This window comes from Streptomyces sp. V3I8 (assembly GCF_030817535.1).
GTDB lineage: Bacteria > Actinomycetota > Actinomycetes > Streptomycetales > Streptomycetaceae > Streptomyces.
The window spans coordinates 3097091-3120531 of the sequence record NZ_JAUSZL010000002.1 but is presented as its reverse complement, the minus strand read 5'-3'; the positions used below and the strand labels follow the sequence as shown (position 1 = coordinate 3120531).

Annotated in this window: 14 protein-coding genes; 11 read left to right on the top strand and 3 right to left on the bottom strand. The window is 72.3% G+C overall.

Translation table 11 applies throughout. The annotated features are described in order from the left end of the window. Positions 1 to 149: 149 nt before the first annotated feature. The 9 genes from QFZ75_RS13555 (at position 150) to moeZ (ending at position 12564) form a co-directional block, all read left to right on the top strand. The gene (locus QFZ75_RS13555) at positions 150 to 1874 is read left to right on the top strand and encodes an ABC transporter substrate-binding protein (RefSeq protein ID WP_307544450.1); all 1725 of its coding nucleotides are present in this window, start codon (positions 150 to 152) and stop codon (positions 1872 to 1874) included. A gap of 4 nt (positions 1875 to 1878) precedes the next feature. Continuing rightward, positions 1879 to 3024, top strand: coding sequence for an ABC transporter permease (locus tag QFZ75_RS13550; protein ID WP_307536828.1), 1146 nt, complete (start codon positions 1879 to 1881; stop codon positions 3022 to 3024). Then, positions 3021 to 4019, top strand: coding sequence for an ABC transporter permease (locus QFZ75_RS13545; protein WP_307536826.1), 999 nt, complete (start codon positions 3021 to 3023; stop codon positions 4017 to 4019). Before QFZ75_RS13550 ends, QFZ75_RS13545 begins: the two co-directional genes overlap by 4 nt. Then, on the top strand, positions 4016 to 5809 hold the full coding sequence (locus tag QFZ75_RS13540; protein ID WP_307536824.1) for an ABC transporter ATP-binding protein: 1794 nt from the start codon (positions 4016 to 4018) through the stop codon (positions 5807 to 5809). Before QFZ75_RS13545 ends, QFZ75_RS13540 begins: the two co-directional genes overlap by 4 nt. Before the next feature lie 229 nt (positions 5810 to 6038). Beyond that, positions 6039 to 7892 carry a glycosyltransferase gene (locus QFZ75_RS13535; RefSeq protein ID WP_373465862.1) on the top strand — a complete coding sequence of 618 codons (1854 nt, stop codon included), beginning with the start codon at positions 6039 to 6041 and terminating at the stop codon, positions 7890 to 7892. A gap of 431 nt (positions 7893 to 8323) precedes the next feature. Further along, complete coding sequence (locus QFZ75_RS13530; protein WP_373466041.1) at positions 8324 to 9475, top strand: hypothetical protein; 1152 nt, start codon at positions 8324 to 8326, stop codon at positions 9473 to 9475. A gap of 150 nt (positions 9476 to 9625) precedes the next feature. Beyond that, positions 9626 to 10585: an NAD(P)-dependent oxidoreductase gene (locus QFZ75_RS13525; RefSeq protein ID WP_307536820.1), complete on the top strand. Its 960-nt coding sequence runs from the start codon at positions 9626 to 9628 to the stop codon at positions 10583 to 10585. Beyond that, positions 10573 to 11322, top strand: coding sequence for a spherulation-specific family 4 protein (locus tag QFZ75_RS13520; RefSeq protein ID WP_307536818.1), 750 nt, complete (start codon positions 10573 to 10575; stop codon positions 11320 to 11322). Before QFZ75_RS13525 ends, QFZ75_RS13520 begins: the two co-directional genes overlap by 13 nt. 63 nt (positions 11323 to 11385) lie before the next feature. Further along, entirely contained in the window at positions 11386 to 12564 is a 1179-nt protein-coding gene (moeZ, locus tag QFZ75_RS13515) for an adenylyltransferase/sulfurtransferase MoeZ (protein WP_307536817.1), read from the top strand. Between the two features lie 80 nt (positions 12565 to 12644). Here moeZ and QFZ75_RS13510 read toward each other — a convergent pair whose 3' ends face one another. The 3 genes from QFZ75_RS13510 to QFZ75_RS13500 form a co-directional block, all read right to left on the bottom strand. Continuing rightward, complete coding sequence (locus QFZ75_RS13510) at positions 12645 to 14204, bottom strand: alpha/beta hydrolase (RefSeq protein WP_307536815.1); 1560 nt, start codon at positions 14202 to 14204, stop codon at positions 12645 to 12647. Between the two features lie 251 nt (positions 14205 to 14455). Further along, on the bottom strand, positions 14456 to 16015 hold the full coding sequence (locus tag QFZ75_RS13505) for an alpha/beta hydrolase (RefSeq protein ID WP_307536813.1): 1560 nt from the start codon (positions 16013 to 16015) through the stop codon (positions 14456 to 14458). 100 nt (positions 16016 to 16115) lie between these two features. After that, positions 16116 to 18965, bottom strand: coding sequence for a lysylphosphatidylglycerol synthase transmembrane domain-containing protein (locus QFZ75_RS13500; RefSeq protein ID WP_307536812.1), 2850 nt, complete (start codon positions 18963 to 18965; stop codon positions 16116 to 16118). 185 nt (positions 18966 to 19150) lie between these two features. Here QFZ75_RS13500 and QFZ75_RS13495 point away from each other — a divergent pair, with 185 nt between their 5' ends. Beyond that, positions 19151 to 19516 (top strand): MGMT family protein, encoded by a 366-nt coding sequence (locus tag QFZ75_RS13495; RefSeq protein WP_307536810.1) that lies wholly within the window; start codon positions 19151 to 19153, stop codon positions 19514 to 19516. Between the two features lie 311 nt (positions 19517 to 19827). Beyond that, the gene (locus tag QFZ75_RS13490; protein WP_307536808.1) at positions 19828 to 23349 is read left to right on the top strand and encodes an ATP-dependent DNA helicase; all 3522 of its coding nucleotides are present in this window, start codon (positions 19828 to 19830) and stop codon (positions 23347 to 23349) included. Positions 23350 to 23441 lie beyond the last annotated feature (92 nt).

Sequence of the window (23441 nt, the reverse complement as noted above, 5' to 3'; positions counted from 1 at the left end):
CACCCGCTTTCCATCGGCACCGAAATGACGGTGCCGGGCGTTTTCCAGCGTGCCCTCGTGTCCTCGGGGCGATTTCCGCGATTCCTTCCGCCACCGCGTCCTTTTCCCACGCGGTGTTCGCCGAATTCTCCGAGGGGTTTCCTCCCATGCTGCGTCACTCGTCCGTCACAGCGCGCCGTCTGGCCGCCGTATCCGTCAGCCTCGCCGTGGCAGCGGGTGCGGTCGCCTGCGGACCGGAGGACAACGATGCCAAGGCCACGTCCGGCAGCGCGGACGCCAAGCCGGCCAAGGGCGGCACCCTCACGGTCCTGAACTCCGACCCGCAGCAGGACTTCGACCCCGCCCGGCTCTACACCTCGGGCGGCGGCAACGTCCCGTCCCTCGTCTTCCGCACCCTCACCACGCGCAACCGCGAGGACGGGGCCGAGGGCGCGAAGGTCGTGCCCGACCTGGCCACCGACACCGGCAGGCCGAGCAGGAACGCGACCGTGTGGACGTACACCCTGAAGAAGGGCCTCACGTACGAGGACGGCACCGCGATCACCTCGGCCGACATCAAGTACGGCATCGAGCGGTCGTTCGCGGCCGAACTCTCCGGCGGTGCGCCCTACCTGCGGGACTGGCTGATCGGCGGGGCCGACTACCAGGGGCCCTACAAGGACGGGAAGGGCCTCGACTCGATCGAGACGCCCGACGAGCGGACCATCGTCTTCCGCCTGAACAAGCCCGAGGGCGAGTTCCCCTACCTCGCCACGCAGACACAGTTCGCGCCCGTTCCCAAGGCCAAGGACAAGGGCACGAAGTACGAGGAGCACCCGGTCTCGTCCGGCCCGTACAAGGTCGTCTCGAACGAGAACGACGGCGAGCGGCTGGTCCTGGAGCGCAACACGCACTGGTCCGCGACGACGGACGCCGAGCGCAAGGCCTACCCCGACAGGATCGACGTACGGTCCGGGCTCGACCCGTCCGTCATCAACCAGCGGCTCTCCTCCTCGCAGGGCGCCGACGCCGCGGCCGTGACCACCGACACGAACCTCGGACCGGCCGAACTCGCCAAGGTCAGCGGTGACAAGGAACTCGCCGAACGGGTCGGCACCGGGCACTTCGGCTACACGAACTACATCGCCTTCAACCCGAAGGTGAAGCCGTTCGACGACCCGAAGGTGCGCCAGGCGATCTCGTACGCCGTCGACCGCTCGTCCGTGATCAACGCGGCGGGCGGGTCCTCGCTGGCCGAGGCCGCGACCACGTACCTGCCGGACCAGAAGTCCTTCGGCCACACGGCGTACGACCACTTCCCGGCGGGCAGCTCGGGCAACGCGGCCAAGGCCGAGGAGCTGCTGAAGGAGGCAGGGCACGCGAAGGGCCTGACGGTCACGCTCACCCACTCCAACGCCAAGGACTTCGAGACCAGCCCCGAGATAGCCACCTCCATCCAGGACGCCCTCAAGAAGGCGGGCATCACCGTCAAGCTCCAGGGCCTGGAGGACAACGACTACAAGGACAAGATCCACAACGCGAAGACCGAGCCCGGCTTCTTCCTCGCGCACTGGGGTGCCGACTGGCCCTCGGGCGGCCCCTTCCTGGCCCCGATCTTCGACGGCCGGCAGATCGTCGAGAACGGCGCCAACTTCAACACCGGCTTCCTCGACGACAAGTCCGTCAACGCCGAGATCGACGCCATCAACAAGCTGACCGACCTCGACGAGGCCGCCACCCGCTGGGGCGCGCTCGACAAGAAGATCGGCGAGCGGGCGCTGACCGTGCCGCTGTTCCACCCGGTCTACAAGCGGCTGTACGGCAAGGACGTCAAGAACATCGTGATCAGCGACTGGACCGGGGTGCTGGACATCTCGCAGGTCGCGGTGAAGTAGCGCCGTGAGCGACGTACTCCTCGCCTCCCAGGCCCCCGGGACGGACCTGACCGTCCTCCCGGGGGCCTCGGGGGCCCGTCAGTTCTGGCGGCGGCTGCGCGCGCAGCGTGCCGCCCTCGTCGCGGCGGCCGTCGTCGGCGCCCTCGTCCTGGTCGCGCTCGCCGCGCCGCTCCTCACCGCGGTCGAGGGCCAGGACCCCACCACGTACCACCCGGAGCTGATCGACTCCGCGCGCGGCGGTGTGCCCGTCGGAGCGTTCGGCGGCATCGGCGGCGAGCACTGGCTCGGCGTCGAACCGCAGACCGGCCGGGACCTGTTCGCACGGCTGGTGTACGGGGCCCGGGTCTCGCTGGGGGTCGCGCTGGCGGCGACCGTCGTGCAGATCGTCATCGGCGTGGTCGTGGGGATCGCGGCCGCGCTCGGGACCCGCTGGATCGACCAGCTGCTGAGCCGGTTCACCGACATCATCGTCGCCCTGCCGCTGATGGTCATGTCGCTGGCGCTGCTCGCGATCGTGCCGTCGGGTTTCCCGCGGCCCGTGCTGGTCGCCCTCGTCATCGGCCTGATCGCCTGGGGCAACATCGCGAAGATCGTGCGCGCGCAGACGCTCACCCTCAAAGGGCTCGACCACGTCTCCGCCGCGCGGCTCAGCGGCTGGGGCTCCTGGCGGATCGCCCGCCGCGAGCTGCTGCCGGGACTCGCCGCGCCCGTGATCACGTACGCCGCGATCCTCATCCCGCAGAACATCGGCGTCGAGGCCGCCCTGTCCTTCCTGGGTGTCGGCGTGAAGCCGCCGACCCCGTCGTGGGGACAGATGCTCACCGCCGCCGACGTCTGGTACCAGGCGGCACCGCAGTACCTCCTGCTGCCGGCGGGCACGCTCTTCGTGACCGTGCTCGCGCTGACCGTCCTCGGCGACGGGGTGCGCACGGCGCTCGACCCACGGGCGGCCTCACGGCTGCGGGTGGGCACGGGACGGCGGCGGGAGGCGAAGGCGGACGCGGCGGTCGGGGCGACCCGGACGGCCGGGGGCGGGTCCGACGGGTCCGGCAGCCCCGGCAGCCCCGGTGGGTCCGGCGGGTCCGACGGGTCCGGTGAGTCCGGTGAGTCGGTCAAGTCCGACGGGTCGGAGCGGGGTGGCGCGTCGTGAACGGTTTCGTGGGGTTCGTCCTGCGCCGGTCCGTCGGCACGCTGGTTACGCTGTTCGCCATCTCGGTGATCATCTACATCGTCTTCTACGTCACCCCCGGCAACGTCGCCCAGATCACCTGCGGCCCGCGCTGCTCGCCCGCCCAGGTCCAGCAGGTGGCCGGCCAACTGCACCTCGGGGACCCGCTGTACATGCGCTACTGGCACTTCCTGCAGGGGATCGTCGCCGGTCAGGACTACTCGACCGGCACCTCCGTGCAGCACTGCCCGGCGCCCTGCCTCGGGCTGTCGTACCAGAGCGACCAGCAGGTCACCGAGCTGATCCTGACGAAACTGCCGGTCAGCCTGTCGCTCGTGTTCGGCGCGATGGTGATGTGGCTGGTCCTCGGTGTCGGCACCGGCGTGCTCTCGGCGTGGCGGCGCGGCCGGCTCACCGAGCGGGTGCTGACCGGCATCACGCTCGTGGGCGTGGCCACGCCCGTCTTCGTCATCGGTCTCGTCCTGATGATCGTCGTCTGCGGCGAACTGGAACTGCTGCCTTTCCCGCAGTACGTGAAATTCACCGACGACCCCGAACAGTGGGCGTGGAACCTGCTGCTGCCGTGGCTCTCCCTGGCCCTCATCGAGGCCGCCGCGTTCGCCCGGCTGACCAGGGCGTCGATGCTGGAGACGCTGGCGGAGGACCACATCCGCACCTTCCGGGCGTACGGCGTCGGTGAACGCTCGGTCATCGGGCGGCACGCGCTGCGCGGGGCGTTCGCGCCGGTCATCGCGCTGAACGCCAACAACGTCGGGTCGGCCATCGGCGGAGCGGTGCTCACCGAGACGCTCTTCGGCCTGCCCGGCATCGGAAGGGAACTGGTCCACGCCGTCGACGTCGTCGACCTTCCCGTGGTGGTCGGGACGGTCCTGGCCATCGGATTCTTCGTCGTCATCGCCAACGCCGTCGCGGACGTGCTGTACGCGGTGGCCGACCGACGGGTGGTGCTGGCATGAGCCTGGTCGAAGTAACCGATCTCACCGTCGGGTTCGGCGGACTGCGAGCCGTGGACGGGTTGTCCTTCAGCCTGGAGAGGGGTGCCGCGCTCGCCCTGGTCGGGGAGTCCGGCTCGGGCAAGTCCACGGTCGCCTCGGCCCTGCTCGGGCTGCACCGCGGTACGGGAGCGCGCGTCGGCGGCTCGGTGGAGGTCGCCGGAGTCGACGTACAGCGGGCGTCGGAGGACGAACTGCGGCGGCTGCGCGGGGCGCGGGCCGCGATGGTCTTCCAGGACCCGCTGTCGTCGCTCGACCCGTACTACGCGATCGGGGACCAGATCGCCGAGGTGTACCGCGTGCACACGCGGGCGTCCCGGCGGGCGGCACGCGCGCGTGCCGTGGAGGTCCTGGACCGGGTGGGCATCGCGGACGCGGGGCTGCGGTCCCGCTCCCGTCCGCACGAGTTCAGCGGCGGGATGCGCCAGCGCGCCCTGATCGCGATGGCGCTGGCCTGCGAGCCGGACCTGCTGATCGCCGACGAGCCGACGACCGCGCTGGACGTCACCGTCCAGGCCCAGATCCTCGACCTGCTGTACACGCTCCGCGAGGAAACGGGCATGGGCCTCCTCCTCGTCACCCACGACGTGGGCGTCGCCGCGGAGAGCGCCGACGACATCCTGGTCATGCGGCACGGCCGCACGGTCGAACACGGCCCTGTCGCCCGGGTCCTGGGGGAGCCGACGGCCCCCTACACGCGCGCACTGCTGGCGGCGGTACCGCGGGTGGGCGCGCCGCGCCGCGCCGCGGTGCCGGGTGCCGGTGCGGCAGCCCCCGGTGCTGCCGCGGGCGCCGCCCCGGGCGCTGCCGGACCGGGGGCCGGACCGGCCTCCCGGCCGGTGTCCGGCGGCCCGGCGGGCGTTGTCGTGCCGGACGGTGGCGCGGCGGACGCTGTCGTGCCGGACGGTGGCGCGGCGGGCGCTGTCGTGCTGGAGGCCATCGGGCTGCGGCGCGAGTTCGGCCGCGGGAAGCGCGCGTTCGCGGCGGTCGACGACGTGTCGCTGACCGTCCGCCGGGGCGAGACGCTCGGCATCGTCGGGGAGAGCGGCAGCGGCAAGACGACGCTGGGCCGCATGCTGGTCGGCCTGCTGGAACCGACGGCGGGGCGGATCGTCCCCGGCGGCGGCGTCCGCCCCGACGTGCAAATGGTCTTCCAGGATCCCGTCTCCTCCCTCAACCCCCGCCGCAGCGTGGGCGAGACGATCGCCGACCCCCTGCGGGCACGCGCACGCGGCAGGGGAGCGGCTCCGCCCGGGCCCGGCCGGGAACGCGGCAGGGACGAAGCGCACATCCGAGGGCGCGTACGGGAACTGCTGGAGCGGGTGGGGCTCGAAGGGGCGCACTACGACCGCTATCCGCACGAGTTCAGCGGCGGTCAGCGCCAGCGCGTGGGTATCGCGCGGGCCCTCGCCGCCGACCCGCGGGTCATCGTGTGCGACGAGCCGGTCTCGGCGCTCGATGTCACCACCCAGGCCCAGGTGGTCGCCCTCCTCGACGAACTGCGCCGCGAACTCGGCCTCGCCCTGGTCTTCGTGGCCCACGACCTGGCGGTGGTACGCCAGGTGAGCGACAGCGTCGCGGTGATGCGCCGCGGCCGGATTGTCGAGTACGGCCCCGCCGACGAGGTGTACGGGTCACCCCGGGACCCGTACACGAAACAGCTGCTCGCCGCTGTCCCCGCGCTCGATCCGGCGGTCGCCGCCGCCCGTCGCGCGACCCGCCGGACCGCCCGCCGACAACTGACCGCGGTATGACGAAACGTGTTCGCTTGATCTCTTAGCGCGACGGAACGCGACTCGCACCGGAAAGTTACGACCGTTCACCCCTTTTGGTGGTGCGACGGACAACCGTCCGTCGTACCACCGCCATGTCCGCATACGTTCGTCCCGCTGCGAGCCGCCGAGTCAACGGCGGCTCCCCATACGGGAGATCGGGAGTGCGGTCGTGCGCATAGGACTGCTTACGGAGGGTGGCTATCCGTATGTGAGCGGTGAGGCGAGGCTCTGGTGCGACCGGCTCGTACGCGGGCTCGGGCAGCACGAGTTCGACATCTACGCCCTGAGTCGCAGCCAGCAGCAGGAGGACGAGGGCTGGATCCAGCTCCCCTCCCAGGTCAGCCGCGTGCGCACCGCCCCGCTCTGGACGGCGGAGGACGACGGCGTCGGATACGGGCGACGGGCGCGCCGCCGGTTCGCCGACTGCTACGGGGAACTGACCGCCGCCATATGCGCGGGCGACACGCTCGGTGGCGCCGTCGAGCACGGTTCCGGTTCCGGTTCCGGCCCTGGCTCCGGCTCCGGCAAGGGTCCTGTGGGATCCGCCGAAGCCGGGCGGGGGGCCGGGAACGCCCCCGCAGGCGCGGCGGACCGTTTCGGCGACGCGCTCTACGGGCTCGCCGAACTGGCCCGCGACGAGGGCGGCCTGGTCGGCGCCCTGCGCTCCGAGACCGCCGTGCGCGCCCTCGAACGCGCCTGCCGGGCGCCCGGCGCACTGCGTGCCGCGCGCACCGCACGCGTGTCCGACCTGCTCACCGTCGTCGCCCAGGTGGAGCGCACGCTTCGCCCCCTCTCCCTCGACTGGTACGCGGACGACGGGCTCGGCTCGGTCGACCTGTGCCACGCCACGTCCGGCGGAGCGGCCGCCCTGCCGGGACTGCTCGCCCATCACTTCTCGGACGTCCCCCTGTTGGTCACGGAGTACGGGGTGCAACTGCGGGCGCACTACCTGGGCTCGCACGAGGACATGGAGGGGCGTACGGCGTCGGCTCCGGCGCGCGCCCTGCTCGCGGCGTTCCACGGCAGACTGGCCGCGGAGGCGTACCGGCGGGCCGAGGTCATCACGCCCGGCAACACCCACGCCCGCCGCTGGCAGGAGCGCTGCGGAGCCGACCGGGCCAGGATCCGTACCGTCTATCCCGGCATGGAGGCGTCCCGCTTCCCGGAGGTGGGCGAAGGCGCCGAGTGCGCCGACCCGGACACCCTGGTGTGGGTCGGGCGCATCGAACCCGCCAAGGACCTGACCTCGCTGCTGCACGCCTTCGCGGAGATCCGCAAGGAGGAGCCGAAGACGCGGCTGCGCATCGTCGGCGCGCCCGCGGACGGGCCGGAGGGCGCCACGTACCTGGCGCACTGCAGGGCGCTGGCCGCAGAGCTCTTCCCCGACGAGGGCGGTGGCGTGCACGCGGTCGGCGACAACCCCGTCTCCTTCGAGGAGATCGGCGGACCGGAGGTGCCCACCCTTGCGGAGGCCTACGCGTCGGGCGCCCTCGTCGTCCTGTCCAGTGCCGTCGAGGGCTTTCCGATCAGCCTGGTCGAAGCGATGTTCTCCGGCCGCGCCACGGTCTCCACGGACGTCGGCGCGGTCGTCGAGGTCATCGGCGGTACGGGACTCGTGGTCCCGCCAGGTGATCCGCGCGCGCTGGCCGAGGCGTGCGTCACCCTCCTGCGCGACCCGCGCCGCCGCTCGCGGCTGGGCGCCGCGGCCCGCGCCCGGGCGCTCGAGCTGTTCACCGTCGAACAGAACATCATGGCATTTCACGGCATTTACCTCGAGATCGTCTCGCGCTGTCCGGTCCGGCGGGTCGTGGTCGGCGCGTCAGGTGATCCCCTTCCGTTCGCCACACCCGCCGAGGCGCACGTGCCGGGCCGGTGGACGGGGTCCGGAACGCGTCCGGTGGCCGGAAGACCAGGACCGGGATGGGCGGCGGGACCACCGGTACGAGGCGTCCCATGGGGACGCGCCCCGGGCTCCGCCACGGCCGCGTCCGCCGCCTCCTTCACCCCTTCCACCTCGGCCGTCCCGGACGAACCGGTGCGCGCGGGGGAGGGGCCGTGGTGAGCCGACGACGGTTCGAGGACGCCGGCCGGGCGGGTGACGCCGAGGACCAGCGGGACACGGCCGCCGAGGTCGGGGAGACCAGGGTGGTCGACGTCCAGCCGGGCGAGACGCGGGTGGTGGACGTGCAGTTGGGCCAGTCGCGCGTCGCGGACGCCCGAGCGGAGCCGCCGGACCGGCCGGACCGATTGGACCGGCCCGTCGCGGCCCAGGTGCCGCAGGCGCGGCCCGAGCCGTCGGCGACGGCGGCCACCCGGCTCAGGTGGGACGCCGTGACGGTCACGGAGGAGACCTCCGCCACCGTACGGCCGGCTTCCCCCGCCGTACGGGAGACCGCCGCTCCTGACGGTGGCCCCACGGATCGCGGTCCCGTCGACCGGGAGCTCACCGCCTGTGCGCCGCAAGCTCCCGCCGACCACATGCCCGCCGACCACATGCCTGCCGACCGGATGCCCGCCGACCGGATGCCCGCCGACCGTCGTGATATTGCCGACCGTCGCGGTGCCGCCGACCCGGTGAAGGCCCTGATGCACCGTCACCGGGAACTGTGCGAGCGCGCGGTGGACCCCCTGGAGATCGCCGCGGGCCTGGAGGCGCACGGCGTGACCGACCGGACCGCCACGCGCTTCCGGCACCGGGACGTCTTCTCGCTCGCCGAGGAGATGTACGCACGCGTGCCCCGCGCCGGCGACACGGCACCTACGGCCGAGACACCCGGCGCCCCGAGGGCCCGTGCCGACTGGGCCGTACTCGCCCTGCTGCCCGGCGCCCTCTGCGCGGCAGCCGTGGCCGGCCTGCGGTACACCGAGGGACGGCCGCGCCTCGCGGTGACCGTCGTGGGCGTACTCGCGGTGGCCCTCGGCCTGCGCGCGGCCCTCGGCCGCGGCCCCCTGCACGCCGTCCCGGCCTGGTCCCCGACGCCGTCCACCCGCGCGTGGACCTGCTGGCTCCTCGCCTACGCCCTCCTCGGCGACGGCATGCTCACCACGGGCCTGGCGGGCGGCCCCGACGGACCGCCCACCGGCGGCCCCGACAGCCCCTGGCCGATCGCCCTCGCGTCCGTCCTGGCCCTCACCGCCGCCTGCGCCCCCGCGGCCTGGTGCGCACACCTCTTCGCCGTACGCGCCCGGCGCCGACTCGCCACCAGCCGCGCCCTGGACGATTTCGCCGCCTCCGCGCGGCCCCTGCTCCTGGGCGTGTTCGGGCTGTTCCTCTGCGCCCTCGGCGGCCTGCTCGCCCTGAGCGGGGCAGCACTGCACGAGCCCGCCGCCTACGCCGGAGCAGGCGCCCTCGGCGCGCTCCTCCTGCTCGCCCGGCTCCTCACCGTGCACGGATTCACCCACGCCCCCGCCGTCGTCCTCGCGCTCGCGGGTGTGGGCGAGGCGCTGGCAGCGCTGAGCGTCTTCGCGGGCCGACTGCCCGGCTGCGAGGCGCTGGCCGTGCCGGTCGGGACCGTGACCGACGCCTGGGGGGCGGGCGCGGTCCCGGCTCTCGTGTGCGGAGCCGCGGCGCTCGTCCTGCTGCTCCACGCGAGCAGGACCCTCACCCGGGCCTCGGCCCACGCGGTACGCGGCGACGCGCCGTGAACCCCCACCGACTCTCGGCCTTCCGGCCGAGCGCACCCCTTCCCGCGGGGCCGACACCGCGGGCCTTCCGAACGCCCCATGGCAACACCCTGAAGGAGAACACCAGATGATCACCCTCCGCATCGGAGAGTCCGCCCCGGGAGCCGCCCGATGAGGGTGCTGCTGATCGGAGCCAACGGATACCTGGGCCGGTTCGTCGCCGACCGACTCCTCGCCGACCCGGCCGTGCAGCTCACCGCACTCGGCCGGGGCGACGACGCGGACGTGCGCTTCGACCTCGCGAGCGGCAGCCCGGGAGCGCTCACCCGCTTCCTGGACGCGGTGCACCCCGGGGTCGTCGTCAACTGCGCGGGCGCCACCCGTGGCGGCGCCCGCGAACTCACCCGGCACAACACCGTCGCCGTCGCCACCGTCTGCGAGGCCCTGCGCCGCAGCGGTTGCGGGGCACGCCTCGTGCAGATCGGCTGCGGCGCGGAGTACGGCCCCAGCCAGCCCGGTTCCTCCACGGCCGAGGACGCGGTGCCCCGCCCCGGCGGCCCCTACGGCGTCAGCAAGCTCGCCGCCACCGAACTGGTCCTCGGATCCGGCCTGGACGCCGTCGTCCTGCGGGTGTTCTCGCCCTGCGGACCCGGCACCCCGGCGGGCTCGCCCCTCGGACGCCTCGCCGAAGCGATGCGCCGCGCCATGCAGTCCGGTGACGGCGAACTCAAACTCACCGGCCTCGGCGTCCAGCGCGACTTCATCGACGTACGCGACGTCGCCCGTGCCGTCCATGCCGCCTCCCTCTCCGCCGCACAGGGCGTCATCAACATCGGATCCGGTCGCGCGGTACGCCTGCGCGACGCCGCCTCGGTCCTCGCGCGGGTCGCCGGATACGCCGGCGCCCTTCACGAACTCGACGGGCCTCCCGGCCCTGTCAGGCCGTCCATCGGCCACCCCCGCTCCGAAGCGGAGCACATGGCCCCGGCCGCGTACCCCTACCCGGACGGCTGCGGCAGCTGGCAGCAGGCCGACGTGCGCACCGCACGCGACCGGCTCGGCTGGCGGCCCCGGATCAACCTCGAGGAATCCCTCGCCGACATCTGGATGGAGGCCGCATGTCGTATCTGACCAGCACCGCGACCGGCGCCGCCGGCACGGACCTGCGGATCGGCTTCGGTGTCCCCGGCTATGCGCACCCCCTGGTCGCCCCCACCGAATGGGGCGCGCTCACCCGCCGCGGAACCCCTTTGCACTGGGTCGTCCTGAACGTCTCCGGCGGACCCGGCGCCCGCCCCGATCCGCACTGCCTGGAAGCCGCCGGACGCCTGCGCAACGCGGGCACCCGCGTCCTCGGCCATCTGGACGTGACGTACGGCGCACGCTCCTTCGGTGAACTCGTCTCCGACGCGCACCGCTACCTCGACTGGTACCAGGTCGACGGCTTCCTCCTGGACCGCTGTCCCGCGGAGCGGACAGCCCTCCCGGAGGTCCGGCGCACGGTCGGCACCCTGAGGGGACTCCTCGGCGACGCTCACGTCGTCCTCGGCCACGGCACCCATCCGCATCCCGGCTACGCCGAGGCGGCCGACCAGTTGGTGACCTTCTCCGGACCCTGGAGCGACTACCGCTGGTCGCAGGTGGCGGAGTGGACCGCCGAGTATCCGCCCGAGCGCTTCTGTCACTTCGTGCACGGCATGCCGAGGGGGCATCTCGACGAGGCCCTGCGCATCGCGCGCTGGCAGGGAGCCTCGACGATCTACTTCACCGACCGCACCGATCGAGGGGGCACGGCCGACCCCTGGGAGAGCCTGCCCGGCTACTGGGACGAAATCGTCTCGCGCATCGGAACGGGTGTCTCGGAATGAAGAAGGGCGTGGCAGTGTTACGGGGAGAACAATCGTAGTGATCGACCGACCAACGGAGTCCCCGTGTCGCTGCCACCCCTGGTCGAGCCAGCTGCTGAGCTCACCGTAGACGAGGTCCGCAGGTACTCCCGCCACCTGATCATCCCCGACGTGGGCATGGACGGGCAGAAGCGGCTGAAGAACGCCAAGGTGCTCTGTGTGGGCGCCGGCGGCCTGGGTTCGCCGGCGCTGATGTACCTGGCCGCCGCAGGCGTGGGCACGCTCGGCATCGTGGAGTTCGACGAGGTCGACGAGTCCAACCTGCAGCGCCAGATCATCCACAGTCAGGCGGACATCGGCCGTTCCAAGGCCGAGTCGGCGCGCGACAGCGTGGTCGGCATCAACCCCTATGTGAACGTGGTCCTTCACGAAGAGCGGCTCGAGGCCGAGAACGTGATGGAGATCTTCAGCCAGTACGACCTGATCGTCGACGGCACGGACAACTTCGCGACCCGCTACCTGGTCAACGACGCGTGCGTGCTGCTCAACAAGCCGTACGTCTGGGGCTCCATCTACCGCTTCGACGGCCAGGCCTCCGTCTTCTGGTCCGAGCACGGTCCCTGCTACCGCTGCCTGTACCCGGAGCCCCCGCCCCCCGGCATGGTCCCCTCCTGCGCCGAGGGCGGCGTCCTCGGCGTGCTGTGCGCGTCCATCGGCTCCATCCAGGTCAACGAGGCCATCAAGCTCCTCGCGGGCATCGGTGAGCCGCTCGTCGGCCGCCTGATGATCTACGACGCCCTGGAGATGCAGTACCGCCAGGTCAAGGTCCGCAAGGACCCGGACTGCGCGGTCTGCGGCGAGAACCCCACCGTCACCGAACTCATCGACTACGAGGCCTTCTGCGGCGTCGTGTCCGAGGAGGCCCAGGAGGCGGCCGCCGGCTCGACGATCACTCCCAAGCAGCTCAAGGAGTGGATCGACGACGGCGAGAACATCGAGATCATCGACGTCCGCGAGATCAACGAGTACGAGATCGTCTCGATCCCCGGCGCGAAGCTGATCCCGAAGAACGAATTCCTCATGGGCACCGCCCTGGAGACCCTCCCGCAGGACAAGAAGATCGTCCTGCACTGCAAGACGGGTGTCCGCAGCGCGGAGGTCCTCGCGGTCCTCAAGTCGGCCGGATTCTCCGACGCCGTGCACGTGGGCGGCGGCGTGATCGGCTGGGTCCACCAGATCGAGCCGCAGAAGCCGGTCTACTAGACGCAGACCTTCGGTGGAGGGGCTCGGCACCATGTGTGCCGGGCCCCTTTCCGCGCGGGCCGCCCCGGCGGTCGCGGCCGCTAGGAGCCGCAGACCTTGCCGTCCTTCGGGACCGACCCGTCCAGCAGGTAGTCGTCCACCGTGCTGTCGACGCAGTCGCTCCCGCTCCCGTACGCCCCGTGTCCCTCGCCCTTCCAGGTGAGCTGCACACCGACGCCCTTGCCCAGCTCGTCCGCCATCTTGCGCGCACCCTCGTACGGCGTCGCCGGGTCGCCGGTGTTGCCCACGACCAGGACGGGCTCCGCGCCCGGCGCGCTCACCTCCGGCGTCCCGTACTGTCCGGCCACCGGCCAGTCGTGGCACCAGCCGGCCGTGTCCCAGCCCATCGAATCGCCGAACACGGGCGAGATCCTCCGGAACTCGGCCAGCCGTCCCTTCGCCTCCTCGGGCGTCGGCCGCTCCTTGTCGTCCAAGCACGATATGACCCGTTGTGAATGGGTGGTCGTGCCGTAACGGCCGGAAGCGTCACGGTCGTTGTAGCTGTCCGCCTGCGCGAGCAGTTCCGTGCCGTCGCCGTCCTCGGCGGCTTCCAGCGCGCCGGTCAGGGCGGGCCACGACGACTTGCTGTAGAGCGGGTAGACGATGCCTGTGAGAGCCAACTGCTGGGTGAGGTCACGGCCGCTCGAGGTCGGCAGCGGTTTGGAGTCGATCCGCTTCAGCAGCGCCGCGATCTCCCGCGACCCCTCCTTCGGGTCCCGACCGGTCGATTCGAGGTAGTCCTCCAGGGCGCGCTGGAAACCTCTGGCCTGGTTCTCCGCGTGGCCGACCGTGCCCGCGCTCGGGTCGACGACCGCGTCCAGGACCAGCCGCCCCACGTTCTTGGGGAACAGGTGGGCGTACACGCCGCCCAGTTCGGTGCCGTACGAGATGCCGAAGTAGTGCATCTTGCCGTCACCGAGGACATGGCGCATCAGGTCCATGTCCCGGGCCGTGTCGGTCGTCGAGACGTGCCCCAGGAGCTTGCCCGCCGATTTCTCGCAGCCCTTGCCGAAGTCCGCGGCGTCCTCGAAGAACGTGGTCTCCTCGGCCGCCGTGTCCGGTGTGCTGTCGACGGACTCGGCCGCCTGGATCTCCTTGTCGCTGCGACAGCGCACGCCCTCGCTGGCGGCGACGCCGCGCGGGTCCCAGCTGACCAGGTCGTACCGCTTGTGGAGCTTGGAGAACGTCGGCCCGTACGGCGGCAGGTAGTCGACGCCCGAGCCGCCGGGACCGCCGAAGTTGAACAGCAGGGAGCCGATGCGGTCCTTCGAGGATCCGCTCGACTCGCTGCGGATCAGAGCCAGTCCGATGGTCTCGCCCGTCGGCTTCGCCCAGTCCAGCGGCACCTTGAGCGTCGCGCACCGCCACTCCCCGCCCGGCGCGGGACCGGTCTCGGTGGCCTTGCAGTCGTCCCAGCCGAGCTTCTGCGAGGTGAGGGAGGCGGGCAGCCCCGGCACCGTGCCGGAGGAGGGCGCCGCGGCCGGCGGCCTGCCGTCGGCGTCGTTCTTGTCGTCCCCGCCGTCGCTCCCGGACGAGCCGCTGCAGCCGGCCACCAGCAGGGCGGCGGCGGCCAGTGCCGTCCACCGTGCGATACGCGCCATGAACTTCCCCCCTCGCGATGTCGTCCGCCGGATGTCGCGGATGACAGTCAGGCCATAGTAGGCAGATCTCCGCAAGCACCGCGGAGCCCTGTGGATAACCATCTGACCTGCGGCTTCGCGGGTCGCGCTCGATGATTCGAGGTGCGCGGGCCCGCAGACTTCACCCGCGTCGGCCCGGGTGTCACGCGCAGACCCTGCCGCTCGACGGGACCTGGCCCATGCGCAGACCTTGCCGCTCGACGGGACCTGGCCTATGCGCAGACCTTGCCGCTCGACGGGGCCCTGCCGTCCAGCAGATAGCCGTTCACCGCGTCCCGCACGCACTTGTTCCCGCTGTCGTACGCGCCGTGCCCCTGTCCCTTGTACGTCAGCTCGACACCGACCCCCTTGCCCAGCGCGTCCGCCATCTTCCGGGCACCCGCGTAAGGGGTCGCCGGATCGCCGGTGTTGCCGACCACGAGGATCGGCGCCGAGCCGGGTGCGCTCACGTCGGGACGGTCGGCGGCGCCCGCCACGGCCCAGTCGGTGCAGCCGACCATGCCCCAGGCCAGATAGTCACCGAAGACGGGCGAGGCTTCGCGGAACTCCGGAAGCTTCGCGCGCACGTCGTCGACGGTGGGGCGCGCCTTGTCGTCCGCGCAGTTGACGGAGACGTTGGCGGCACTGATGTTGCTGTACCGGCCGTTCTGGTCGCGCCCGTTCATCGAGTCGGACAACAGCATCAGAATCTTGCCGTCGCCGTCGTACGCCTGCTGGAGCCCCTCGGTGAGGTACTCCCAGAACTCCTTCGAGTACAGGGCCTGCGCGATGCCGCCGGTCGCGGCGGTCTGGGTGAGTTCGCGGGGGAAGACGCCCGGGATCGGCTTGCGGTCCAGCTCCTCGAGCAGCTCGGCGATCCGGTCCTTGACGTCCTGTGCGCCGTCGCCGAGCGGGCACTCGTCCGGTTTCGAGGCGCAGTCCTCGGCGAAGTTGTCGAGCGCGAGCTGGAAGCCCTCGGCCTGTCCCAGGGACCCCTGCGCGGAGTCCTGGGTCGGGTCCACGACCGCGTCGAACACGGCCCGCCCCACCTTGCCGGGGAACAGGTGGGCGTACACGCCGCCCAGTTCGGTGCCGTACGAGATGCCGAAGTAGTGCAGTTCGTCGTCGCCCAGGACCTGGCGCATCAGGTCCATGTCCCGGGCCGCGTCCGTGGTGCGGACGTGCGGCAGGACCTTCCCGGAGTTCTTCTCGCAGGCCTCGTTGAACTCCTTCAGGCCGGCCAGGAGGGTCCGCTGCTCCGCGGCGTCGTCCGGGGTGGCGTCCTGCTGGAAGTACGCGTCGAGCTGTTCGTCGTCCTCGCATGTCACACCGGCGCTGCGGCCAACGCCGCGCGGATCGAAGCTGACCAGGTCGTAGCGGGTGCGCAGTTGCTCGTAGTCCTGCCCGAACGCGGGGAGCGTGGTCACGCCCGAGCCGCCCGGACCGCCGAAGTTGAAGAGCAGCGAACCGATGCGCCGGTCCTCGGCGCCGCTCGCCTCGGCGCGGATCAGCGCGAGACCGATGGTGTCCCCCTCGGGCTCGTTCCAGTCGAGGGGTGCCTTCAGGGTCGCGCATTTCCAGGTGCCGCCGTCCGGCAGCGGCGACGGGGCGTCACCGCCGCCCTCGGCGTCGGACGGCTCCGGGCAGTCCTTCCAGCTGAGTTTCTGCGCCGACAGGTCCCCGTTACTGTCCTTGTCCTCGGAGTCGCCGTCGCCGCAGCCGGCGAGGGCCGACAGCAGTACGAGGACGGCGGCGGTCAGAGCGGTGGCACGCAGCGGGGAAGGGTTCGGCATGCTTCCATCCTGGGGTCGCCCAGGACCGGCCGCTCGGGGCGCGGGCCGTGCGGGTGAGGACCGCCGCGCGGGTGAGGACCAGGGAGGCCGGATCCTCTCCCTAGAGCGCGCCCTTGCGTGTCAGGTGGTTGAAGAACAGCCATCCCGGCAGCACGGGCAGCCACAGGGTGAGGAGCCGGTACAGGAGCACGGCGGGCGCCGCGACCTCCTTGGGGAGCCCGACCGCGATCAGACCGACCGTCAGGGTGGCCTCCACCGCGCCTACACCGCCCGGGGTGGGCGCCGCGGAGCCGAGCGCGTTGCCGGCCAGGAAGACGACGGCCACGCTGGCGATGCTGATCGCGGGCATGTCCTCGTTGCCGAACGCCCGGATCGACGCGTCCAGGCACATCACGAAGCAGGCCGTCAGCAGGAGCATGCCGCCGATGCCGGTGATCAGTTTCTGCGGCCGCTGGAGGACGTCCAGCATGCGGGGGATGACACCCGCGAAGAGCGACCGCACGCGCGTGGCGACGAATTTCCGCAGGAACGGCACCGACGTCACCACGAGGACGAGCACCGCGACGGTGAGCAGCCCCGCGATGACCGTCCGGGACGGCGACAGGGAAGGCGTCTTCTCCGTACCCGTCAGGTATCCGAACGACAGCAGCATCAGGATGTGGCAGCCGAGTCCGAACAGCTGCGACGCGCCGACACTGGCCACCGCGAGCCCCGGCCGTACCCCCGCGCGCTGCAGGAACCGCGTGTTGAGGGCGACACCGCCCACCGCCGCGGGCGCCACGATCTTCACGAACGAGCCGGCGACCTGCGCCGCCACGGCCCGCACGAACGGCACCCGCTCGGGCACGAAGCCCAGCAGGCTCATGGCCGCCGCGAAGTAGCTCAGCATCGAGAAGAGCGCGGCGGCCGCCACCCAGCCCCACTCGGCCTGCTCGAAGAGCGTGCCGAACTCGATGTGCGTGAGCTGCGTCAACAGGAAGTACGCGCCGAACGCGCCGGCGATGAAGCTGATCAGTGTGCGCGGCCGGATGCGCTCCAGACGGGCCGGCTCGACCGGTGCCTGCGGTCTGATCAGCAGCACCTGGTGGCGGATCTGGGTGAGCAGATCCTCCTCGCGGGCCTCGTCCAGCGCCTCGTCGATGGCCCGCTTCTCGGCCCGCTGCTCGGCGCGCACGGACTTCTTGTCGGGCTTCTCGAGGACCGGCCGGGCCTCCTCGGGGGTGTTCTCGTGCTCCTCGGCGCGGGCCAGTCTGGTCTGCCTGGAGGCCTCCAGGACGGCCTCGCGCTCACGTTCCGAGCGCTCCCGGGCCAGCTTCCGCAGCGTCGCGCGGTGGGAGCGCGTGAGCGCGATCGGCTGCAGCATGGGCAGGCAGTCGGCGACCGCGTCCGGGCCGAGCACGCCGACGGCTGAGGCCACCGCGCGCTCCGCGCCGACCCGCAGGCCGAGCGTGGTCACCAACTGCGCGACATCCATGCGCAGCATCAGCTCACCGGCCGCGATCTCGCCGTTGCGCAGGTCCGTGAGGATCACCGTGCCGGAACGATCCACCAGAACGGCGTCACCGGCCAGCCTGCGGTGCGCGATGCGCCGCGACTGCAGCGCCTGCACCTGGTGCCAGGTCTCGCGCAGCAGGTCGTCGGTGATGTCCTCGTCGGGCAGCGAGTCCAGGGTGCGCCCGCCGATGTGCTCGTAGATCAGCATCACCGCGTCCGGACCGAGCTCGGAGGTCGCGATCAGCTTCGGCGCGTTGGCCCCGGCCGCGATGGCCGCGTAGGCGAGGAGGGCTTCCTGCTCCAGGGCCTGGCGCAGCGACTGGAGGCTGCGGCGGGTGGTGATGCCGCGCAGCGTCATACGGCGCCATACGCGGTAGAAGAATCCCTGTGCCTGCTGTTCCCTGTCCACCACCGTGACGTCCAGCGGAGGGCCGTCCTGGAGTGTCACGAAGTACCGGCGGCCGCGGTCGCCGTCCGCGGCCTCCGGAACCTCGTCCCGCGCCGCGCTCACCGGATGGAAACCGACGTGCCGCAGGCCCGCCATCAGGGTCCGGCCCGTGGGCCGGACGTTCGGCGAGCCGACCGCGTACAGCGTCCCGTACGCCACGCTCCAGCCGATCAGCACCGTCAGGACGATCGAGAAGGGGGTCGTGTAGCCGGTGACCAGCATGGAGAAGGCGTCGAGCATCAGTACGACCCACAGGACCGCACGCCAGCGCGGCCGTCGCGACATGCCGACGGCCGTCATGTAGGCGATGACCGGCGCGAGATAGCCGTGCACCGGATCGGTCAGGGCGTGGATGTCGCCCGGTGAGGGCTGGGTCAGTGCCTTCTGGATCGAGTCGGGGGCGCCCCTGGCCACCCACAGGTCGGTGGCGAGCGTCACTCCGTGGGCGAGGACCGCGGCCAGTACGCCGTCGGCGATCCGCAGCCCGTCCCGTTTGATCAGCCGCTCGATGGCGAAGGCGACCGGCACCAGGAGGATCGCGATGCTCGACGCGAGCCCGGCGATCTTGATCAGCAGGTCGGGCGCCTCGTCGGTGCCCTTGTTGATGTCCTGCGCCAGGCCCGAGGTCGTGCCGTGGGCGAACGCGGCGATCGACAGCAGTACGGCGATCGCGAGCACGCCCACCAGGAGACGCATCAGGTCGGAAGGACGGTGCACGCGCGCGGGGAGCAGCGGTTCGTCGCCCTCGACCTCTTCGGCCGGGACGCCTTCGGCCGGGGCCTCGCCAGCGACGCCGACGGTCCGTGCTGGTCCGCTCTCCTTGCGCATGTCCTTCTTCCGGGACGTGTCCGGCTGTCGGGACGTGTCCGGACCACGGGACGTCATGGATGTCTCGGACGCTTCGGACGTCTTCGCGAGGCCGTCGTCCGGGCCGCCGTCGGCGTCGGGACGCGACGAGACCTCAGAGGCGCCCTCCGCGTCCTCGGGGTGCACACCCTGCTGTCTCATCTTCTCTTCTTGATCTCGTATCACCAGTAACCGCCCGCACGATGGTGGCATGCCCCGCCGACACGGAGGGGCATCAGGGTGCAGTGCGGGGTCGCACAGTCTGCCCGAAGCGCTGTTCGAGGGCGAGCAGTACACACGGTCGCCGCCCCGTCACGTTGTCGGCGGGGTGGGGCAGGATGGGTCGGATGAGCGAGCAGAGCCTCCCGGCGAACGCCCTTCCGGAGTACGCGGAGCGGGTCCTCGATGTCACCGAGCGGATACCGCCCGGGTGTGTCATGACGTACGGAGACGTCGCGGAGTGGCTGGAGGAGGGCGGCCCGCGACAGGTCGGCCGGGTGATGGCCCTCTACGGAGGAGCCGTGCCGTGGTGGCGGGTCGTCCGCGCGGACGGAGCGCTGCTGCCCGGCCACGAACTGGAGGCGCTGGCGCACTACCGGAGCGAGGGCACGCCCCTCAAGGAGGCGAGCAGGGCCTCCGAGGGCCATCTCCCGCGCATCGACATGAAACGGGCTCGCTGGGACGGCGGTGATCACGCGGAGGGCCACACGTGACAGCTTCCGGCACGGGACCGTCAGGAGGGGGACAGATGGCCCGTACGGGTGAATGCGGGCACATCCGCGAGATGCCGTACGTTCGTGGTGCGAGAGGCGCGGGTGCCGGGAGGGAACACGAGGAAGTGCCGCTTCCCCAGTACCCACCGGCGTAGCGTCGACGGCGCGCATCCCGTTCATCCCGCCCCTCCCGCGGTCACCGTCCGCCCCGGGCCGTCCTCGCACCCGCAGTCCGAGCACGATTCCGCAACGACGGCGTTCCGCGCCGACCGTGACAAGTCCGAGCACACCCACCAGGACCGGCGAACCACGTGAGCACCTCTTCCTCCACCAGGCGCCTGCCGTACCCCCAGGGTCGGCAGGGGACCCGTGGCGCCTACCGGCTGGTGCGGACCCCGCCGGTCCGGACGGCTCCCCCTGTACTGGACGCGGCACAGCGCGCGGTGGTTGACCACGGGGACGGCCCGCTGCTCGTCCTCGCAGGTCCGGGGACCGGCAAGACGACCACGCTTGTCGAGTCCGTGGCGGCCAGGATCACAGCCGGCGCGGACCCGGAGCGGGTCCTGGTGCTGACGTTCAGCCGCAAGGCCGCCGTGGAACTGCGCGACCGCATGGCGCTGCGGATAGGGGCCGCCCGCGCGCCCCGGGCGACCACGTTCCACTCCTTCTGCTACGCCCTGGTCCGGGCCCACCAGGACAGCGATCTGTTCGTGGAGCCGATGCGGCTGCTCTCCGGCCCCGAACAGGACGTGGCGGTACGGGAGCTGCTCGCCGGCCAGCCCGGCCTGGAGCGGCTCGGTCTCGCCCACGTGCGCTGGCCGGACGAACTGCGCGCCTGCCTGACGACGCGCGGCTTCGCCGACGAGGTCCGCGCGGTCCTCGCCCGCAGTCGTGAGCTGGGCCTCGGCCCCGACACCCTGCAGGCTTTCGCGAGGCGCACAGGCCGCCCCGACTGGTTCGCGGCCTCCGCCTTCCTCGCCGAGTACCTCGACGTGCTCGACATGCAGGGAGTGCTCGACTACGCGGAACTGGTGCACCGCGCGGTACTGCTCGCCCGCCGCCCCGGCGTGGCCGAACGGCTCGCCGCGCGGTACGACGCGGTCTTCGTCGACGAGTACCAGGACACCGACCCGTCGCAGTCGCGGCTGCTGGACGCGCTCGCGGGCGGCGGCCGCACCCTGGTGGCGTTCGGCGACCCCGACCAGTCGATCTACGCGTTCCGGGGCGCCGACGTGAACGGCATCCTGGACTTCCCGGACACTTTCCCGCGCGTGGACGGCACCCCGGCGCCGGTCGAGGTCCTGCGGACGTCGCGCCGCTCGGGCGAGGACCTGCTGGCCGCCACCAGACTGCTGACCCGGCGCATGCCCCTGACCCGCCTCCCGGCCGAGAAGGTACGCGCCCACAGGGAACTGACTCCCGTACGGGACGGCGGTCGCGTGGAGGTCCATACGTACCCGACCCCCGGTACGGAGCTGGACAACATCGCGGACATCCTGCGCCGGGCCCACCTGGAGGACGGCGTTCCGTGGCACGAGATGGCCGTCCTGGTACGGGCCGGCGCCCGCACCATCCCGACCGTCCGCCGCACGCTCACCGCGGCCGGCGTCCCCCTCGACGTCGACGGCGACGACCTGCCCCTGCGTCACGAACCGGCGGTGACACCCCTGCTGACGGCGCTCAGGGCCGTGGCCGCGGCGGAGCTGGGGGAAACGGCACCGGAGCGGACGCCGACCGGCGCAGAGGCCGGGGCCGGGGCCGGTCCCGGCCCCGGGGTCGGAGAGGCGGCGGAGGGTGACGAAGCCATAGCCGATCAGGCCGGAACCCGGCCCTCCGACGAGCCGACCGCCGTTGTCGAGGCCGGTGCCGGTGCCGGGACCGGTGCCGACACCGGGCCCGAAGCAGGGGCCGAGGCCGAGGCCGTTGTCGACGCCGAGGGGCACGTCGTCCCGGAGCGGCCGTGGCTCGACGTCGAGACCGCGCTCACCCTCCTCGCGTCCCCCCTCGCCGGCATGGACGCCGCCGATCTGCGCCGCCTGGGCCGAGCCCTGCGCGAGGAGGAGCGCGCCGGGGGCAACCACGTACCACCGCCCTCCGACGAACTGCTGGCACGGGCACTGGCCGAACCGGAACGGCTGGTCGCCCACGACCCCTCGTACGCGCGCGGGGCGCAGCGTCTGGGCGCCCTCCTGCGCAAGGCACGGGAGCGCCTCGCCGGAGGCGGCACGGCCGAGGAGGCGCTCTGGGAACTGTGGGACGGCACGCCCTGGCCGCAGCGCCTGGAGCGGGCCGCCCGCCGCGGCGGCGCGGCCGGGCGCAACGCGGACCGCGACCTCGACGCGGTGTGCGCGCTGTTCGCGACGGCGGCCCGCGCCGAGGAACGCGTCGGCGGCCGCGGCGCCCTCAACTTCCTGGAGGAGGTCGACGCCCAGGACATCGCCGCCGACACGCTCACCCGCAGGGCCGTACGCCCCGACGCCGTCCGCCTGATGACCGCGCACCGCTCCAAGGGGCTGGAGTGGCGTCTCGTCGTCGTCGCGGGTGTCCAGGAGGGCGTATGGCCCGACCTGCGCCGCCGCGGCTCCCTCCTGGAGGCCGACCGCATCGGACGCGACGGCCTCGCGGAGCCGCTCACCCCCGGGGCGCTCCTCACCGAGGAACGGCGCCTGTTCTACGTGGCCGCCACGCGTGCGCGTGAGCGCCTCGTCGTCACCGCCGTGAAGGCCCCCGCCGACGACGGCGACCAGCCCTCCCGCTTCCTCACCGAACTCGGCGTCGAACCGAAGGACATAACGAGCCGCCCCCGCCGCCCCCTGTCCGTCGCGGCGCTCGTCGCCGAACTGCGGGCCACGACGGTCGACCCCCGCGTCTCGGACACCCTCAGGGAGGCCGCGGCCCGCCGCCTCGGCAGGCTCGCCGCGCTCGGCGACGAGGACGGCCGCCCCCTGGTGCCGTCCGCGCACCCCTACCGCTGGTGGGGCATGTACGAACCGACCGAGAGCAAGGTGCCGCTGCGCGACCGCGACCAGCCCGTCGTGCTCTCCGGGAGCGCCCTCGACCAGCTCGCCAACACCTGCACCCTGCAGTGGTTCCTGGGCCGCGAGGTCAAGGCCGACGCCCCCGCGACCGTCGCCCAGGGCTTCGGCAACGTGGTGCACGTCCTGGCCGACGAGGTCGCCTCCGGCCGGACACCCGCCGACCTGGCCGTCCTCATGGAGCGCCTCGACTCCGTGTGGGAGGCGCTCGCCTTCGACGCGCCCTGGAAGTCGGCGCAGGAGAAGGAGCACGCGCGCGTGGCGCTCGAACGCTTCCTGAAGTGGCATGTCATGGACCGGGCCGCGCGGACCCCGGTGGCCAGCGAGCACGACTTCGACGTCACCCTCGGAGCGGGCTCCTACGAAGTCCGCATCCGCGGCTCCATGGACCGCGTCGAACGGGACGCCGACGGCCGCGCCTACGTGGTCGACTTCAAGACCGGCAAACAGGCACCGAGCGCCGCCGACGTGGCTCACCACCCGCAGCTCGCCGTCTACCAGCTCGCCGTCCGCGAGGGTGCCGTGGACGAGGTCTTCGGCGGCGAACGCCCCGACCCCGGCGGCGCCGAACTCGTCCAGCTCCGCCAGGGCGCCCCCAGGAAGGACGGCGGCGAGACCCTGCCCAAGGTGCAGGCGCAGGAGCCGCTGGAGGGGGAGTGGGTCGGCGACCTGCTCGCCACGGCGGCGGGCAAGGTCCTCGACGAACGGTTCACGCCGTCGGCGGGCCAGCACTGCACGCACTGCGCGTTCCGGGCCTCGTGCAGCGCCCGCCCGGAGGGACGCCACGTCGTCGAGTGACGGCCGCGGCACCGGCGGCCCGGTGACCCGGGTGATCCCGGGGCGGCCGTTCGGACGCCGACTCCTCGTACGGCTCGTGCGGCTCGTGCGAG

Coding starts and splice junctions, on each gene's coding strand:
- QFZ75_RS13540 (WP_307536824.1), top strand. CDS start 4,016: ATGAGCCTGGTCGAAGTAACCGATCTCACCGTCGGGTTCGGCGGACTG.
- QFZ75_RS13530 (WP_373466041.1), top strand. CDS start 8,324: ATGCCTGCCGACCGGATGCCCGCCGACCGGATGCCCGCCGACCGTCGT.
- QFZ75_RS13525 (WP_307536820.1), top strand. CDS start 9,626: ATGAGGGTGCTGCTGATCGGAGCCAACGGATACCTGGGCCGGTTCGTC.
- QFZ75_RS13520 (WP_307536818.1), top strand. CDS start 10,573: ATGTCGTATCTGACCAGCACCGCGACCGGCGCCGCCGGCACGGACCTG.
- QFZ75_RS13510 (WP_307536815.1), bottom strand. CDS start 14,204: ATGGCGCGTATCGCACGGTGGACGGCACTGGCCGCCGCCGCCCTGCTG.
- QFZ75_RS13505 (WP_307536813.1), bottom strand. CDS start 16,015: ATGCCGAACCCTTCCCCGCTGCGTGCCACCGCTCTGACCGCCGCCGTC.
- QFZ75_RS13500 (WP_307536812.1), bottom strand. CDS start 18,965: ATGAGACAGCAGGGTGTGCACCCCGAGGACGCGGAGGGCGCCTCTGAG.
- QFZ75_RS13495 (WP_307536810.1), top strand. CDS start 19,151: ATGAGCGAGCAGAGCCTCCCGGCGAACGCCCTTCCGGAGTACGCGGAG.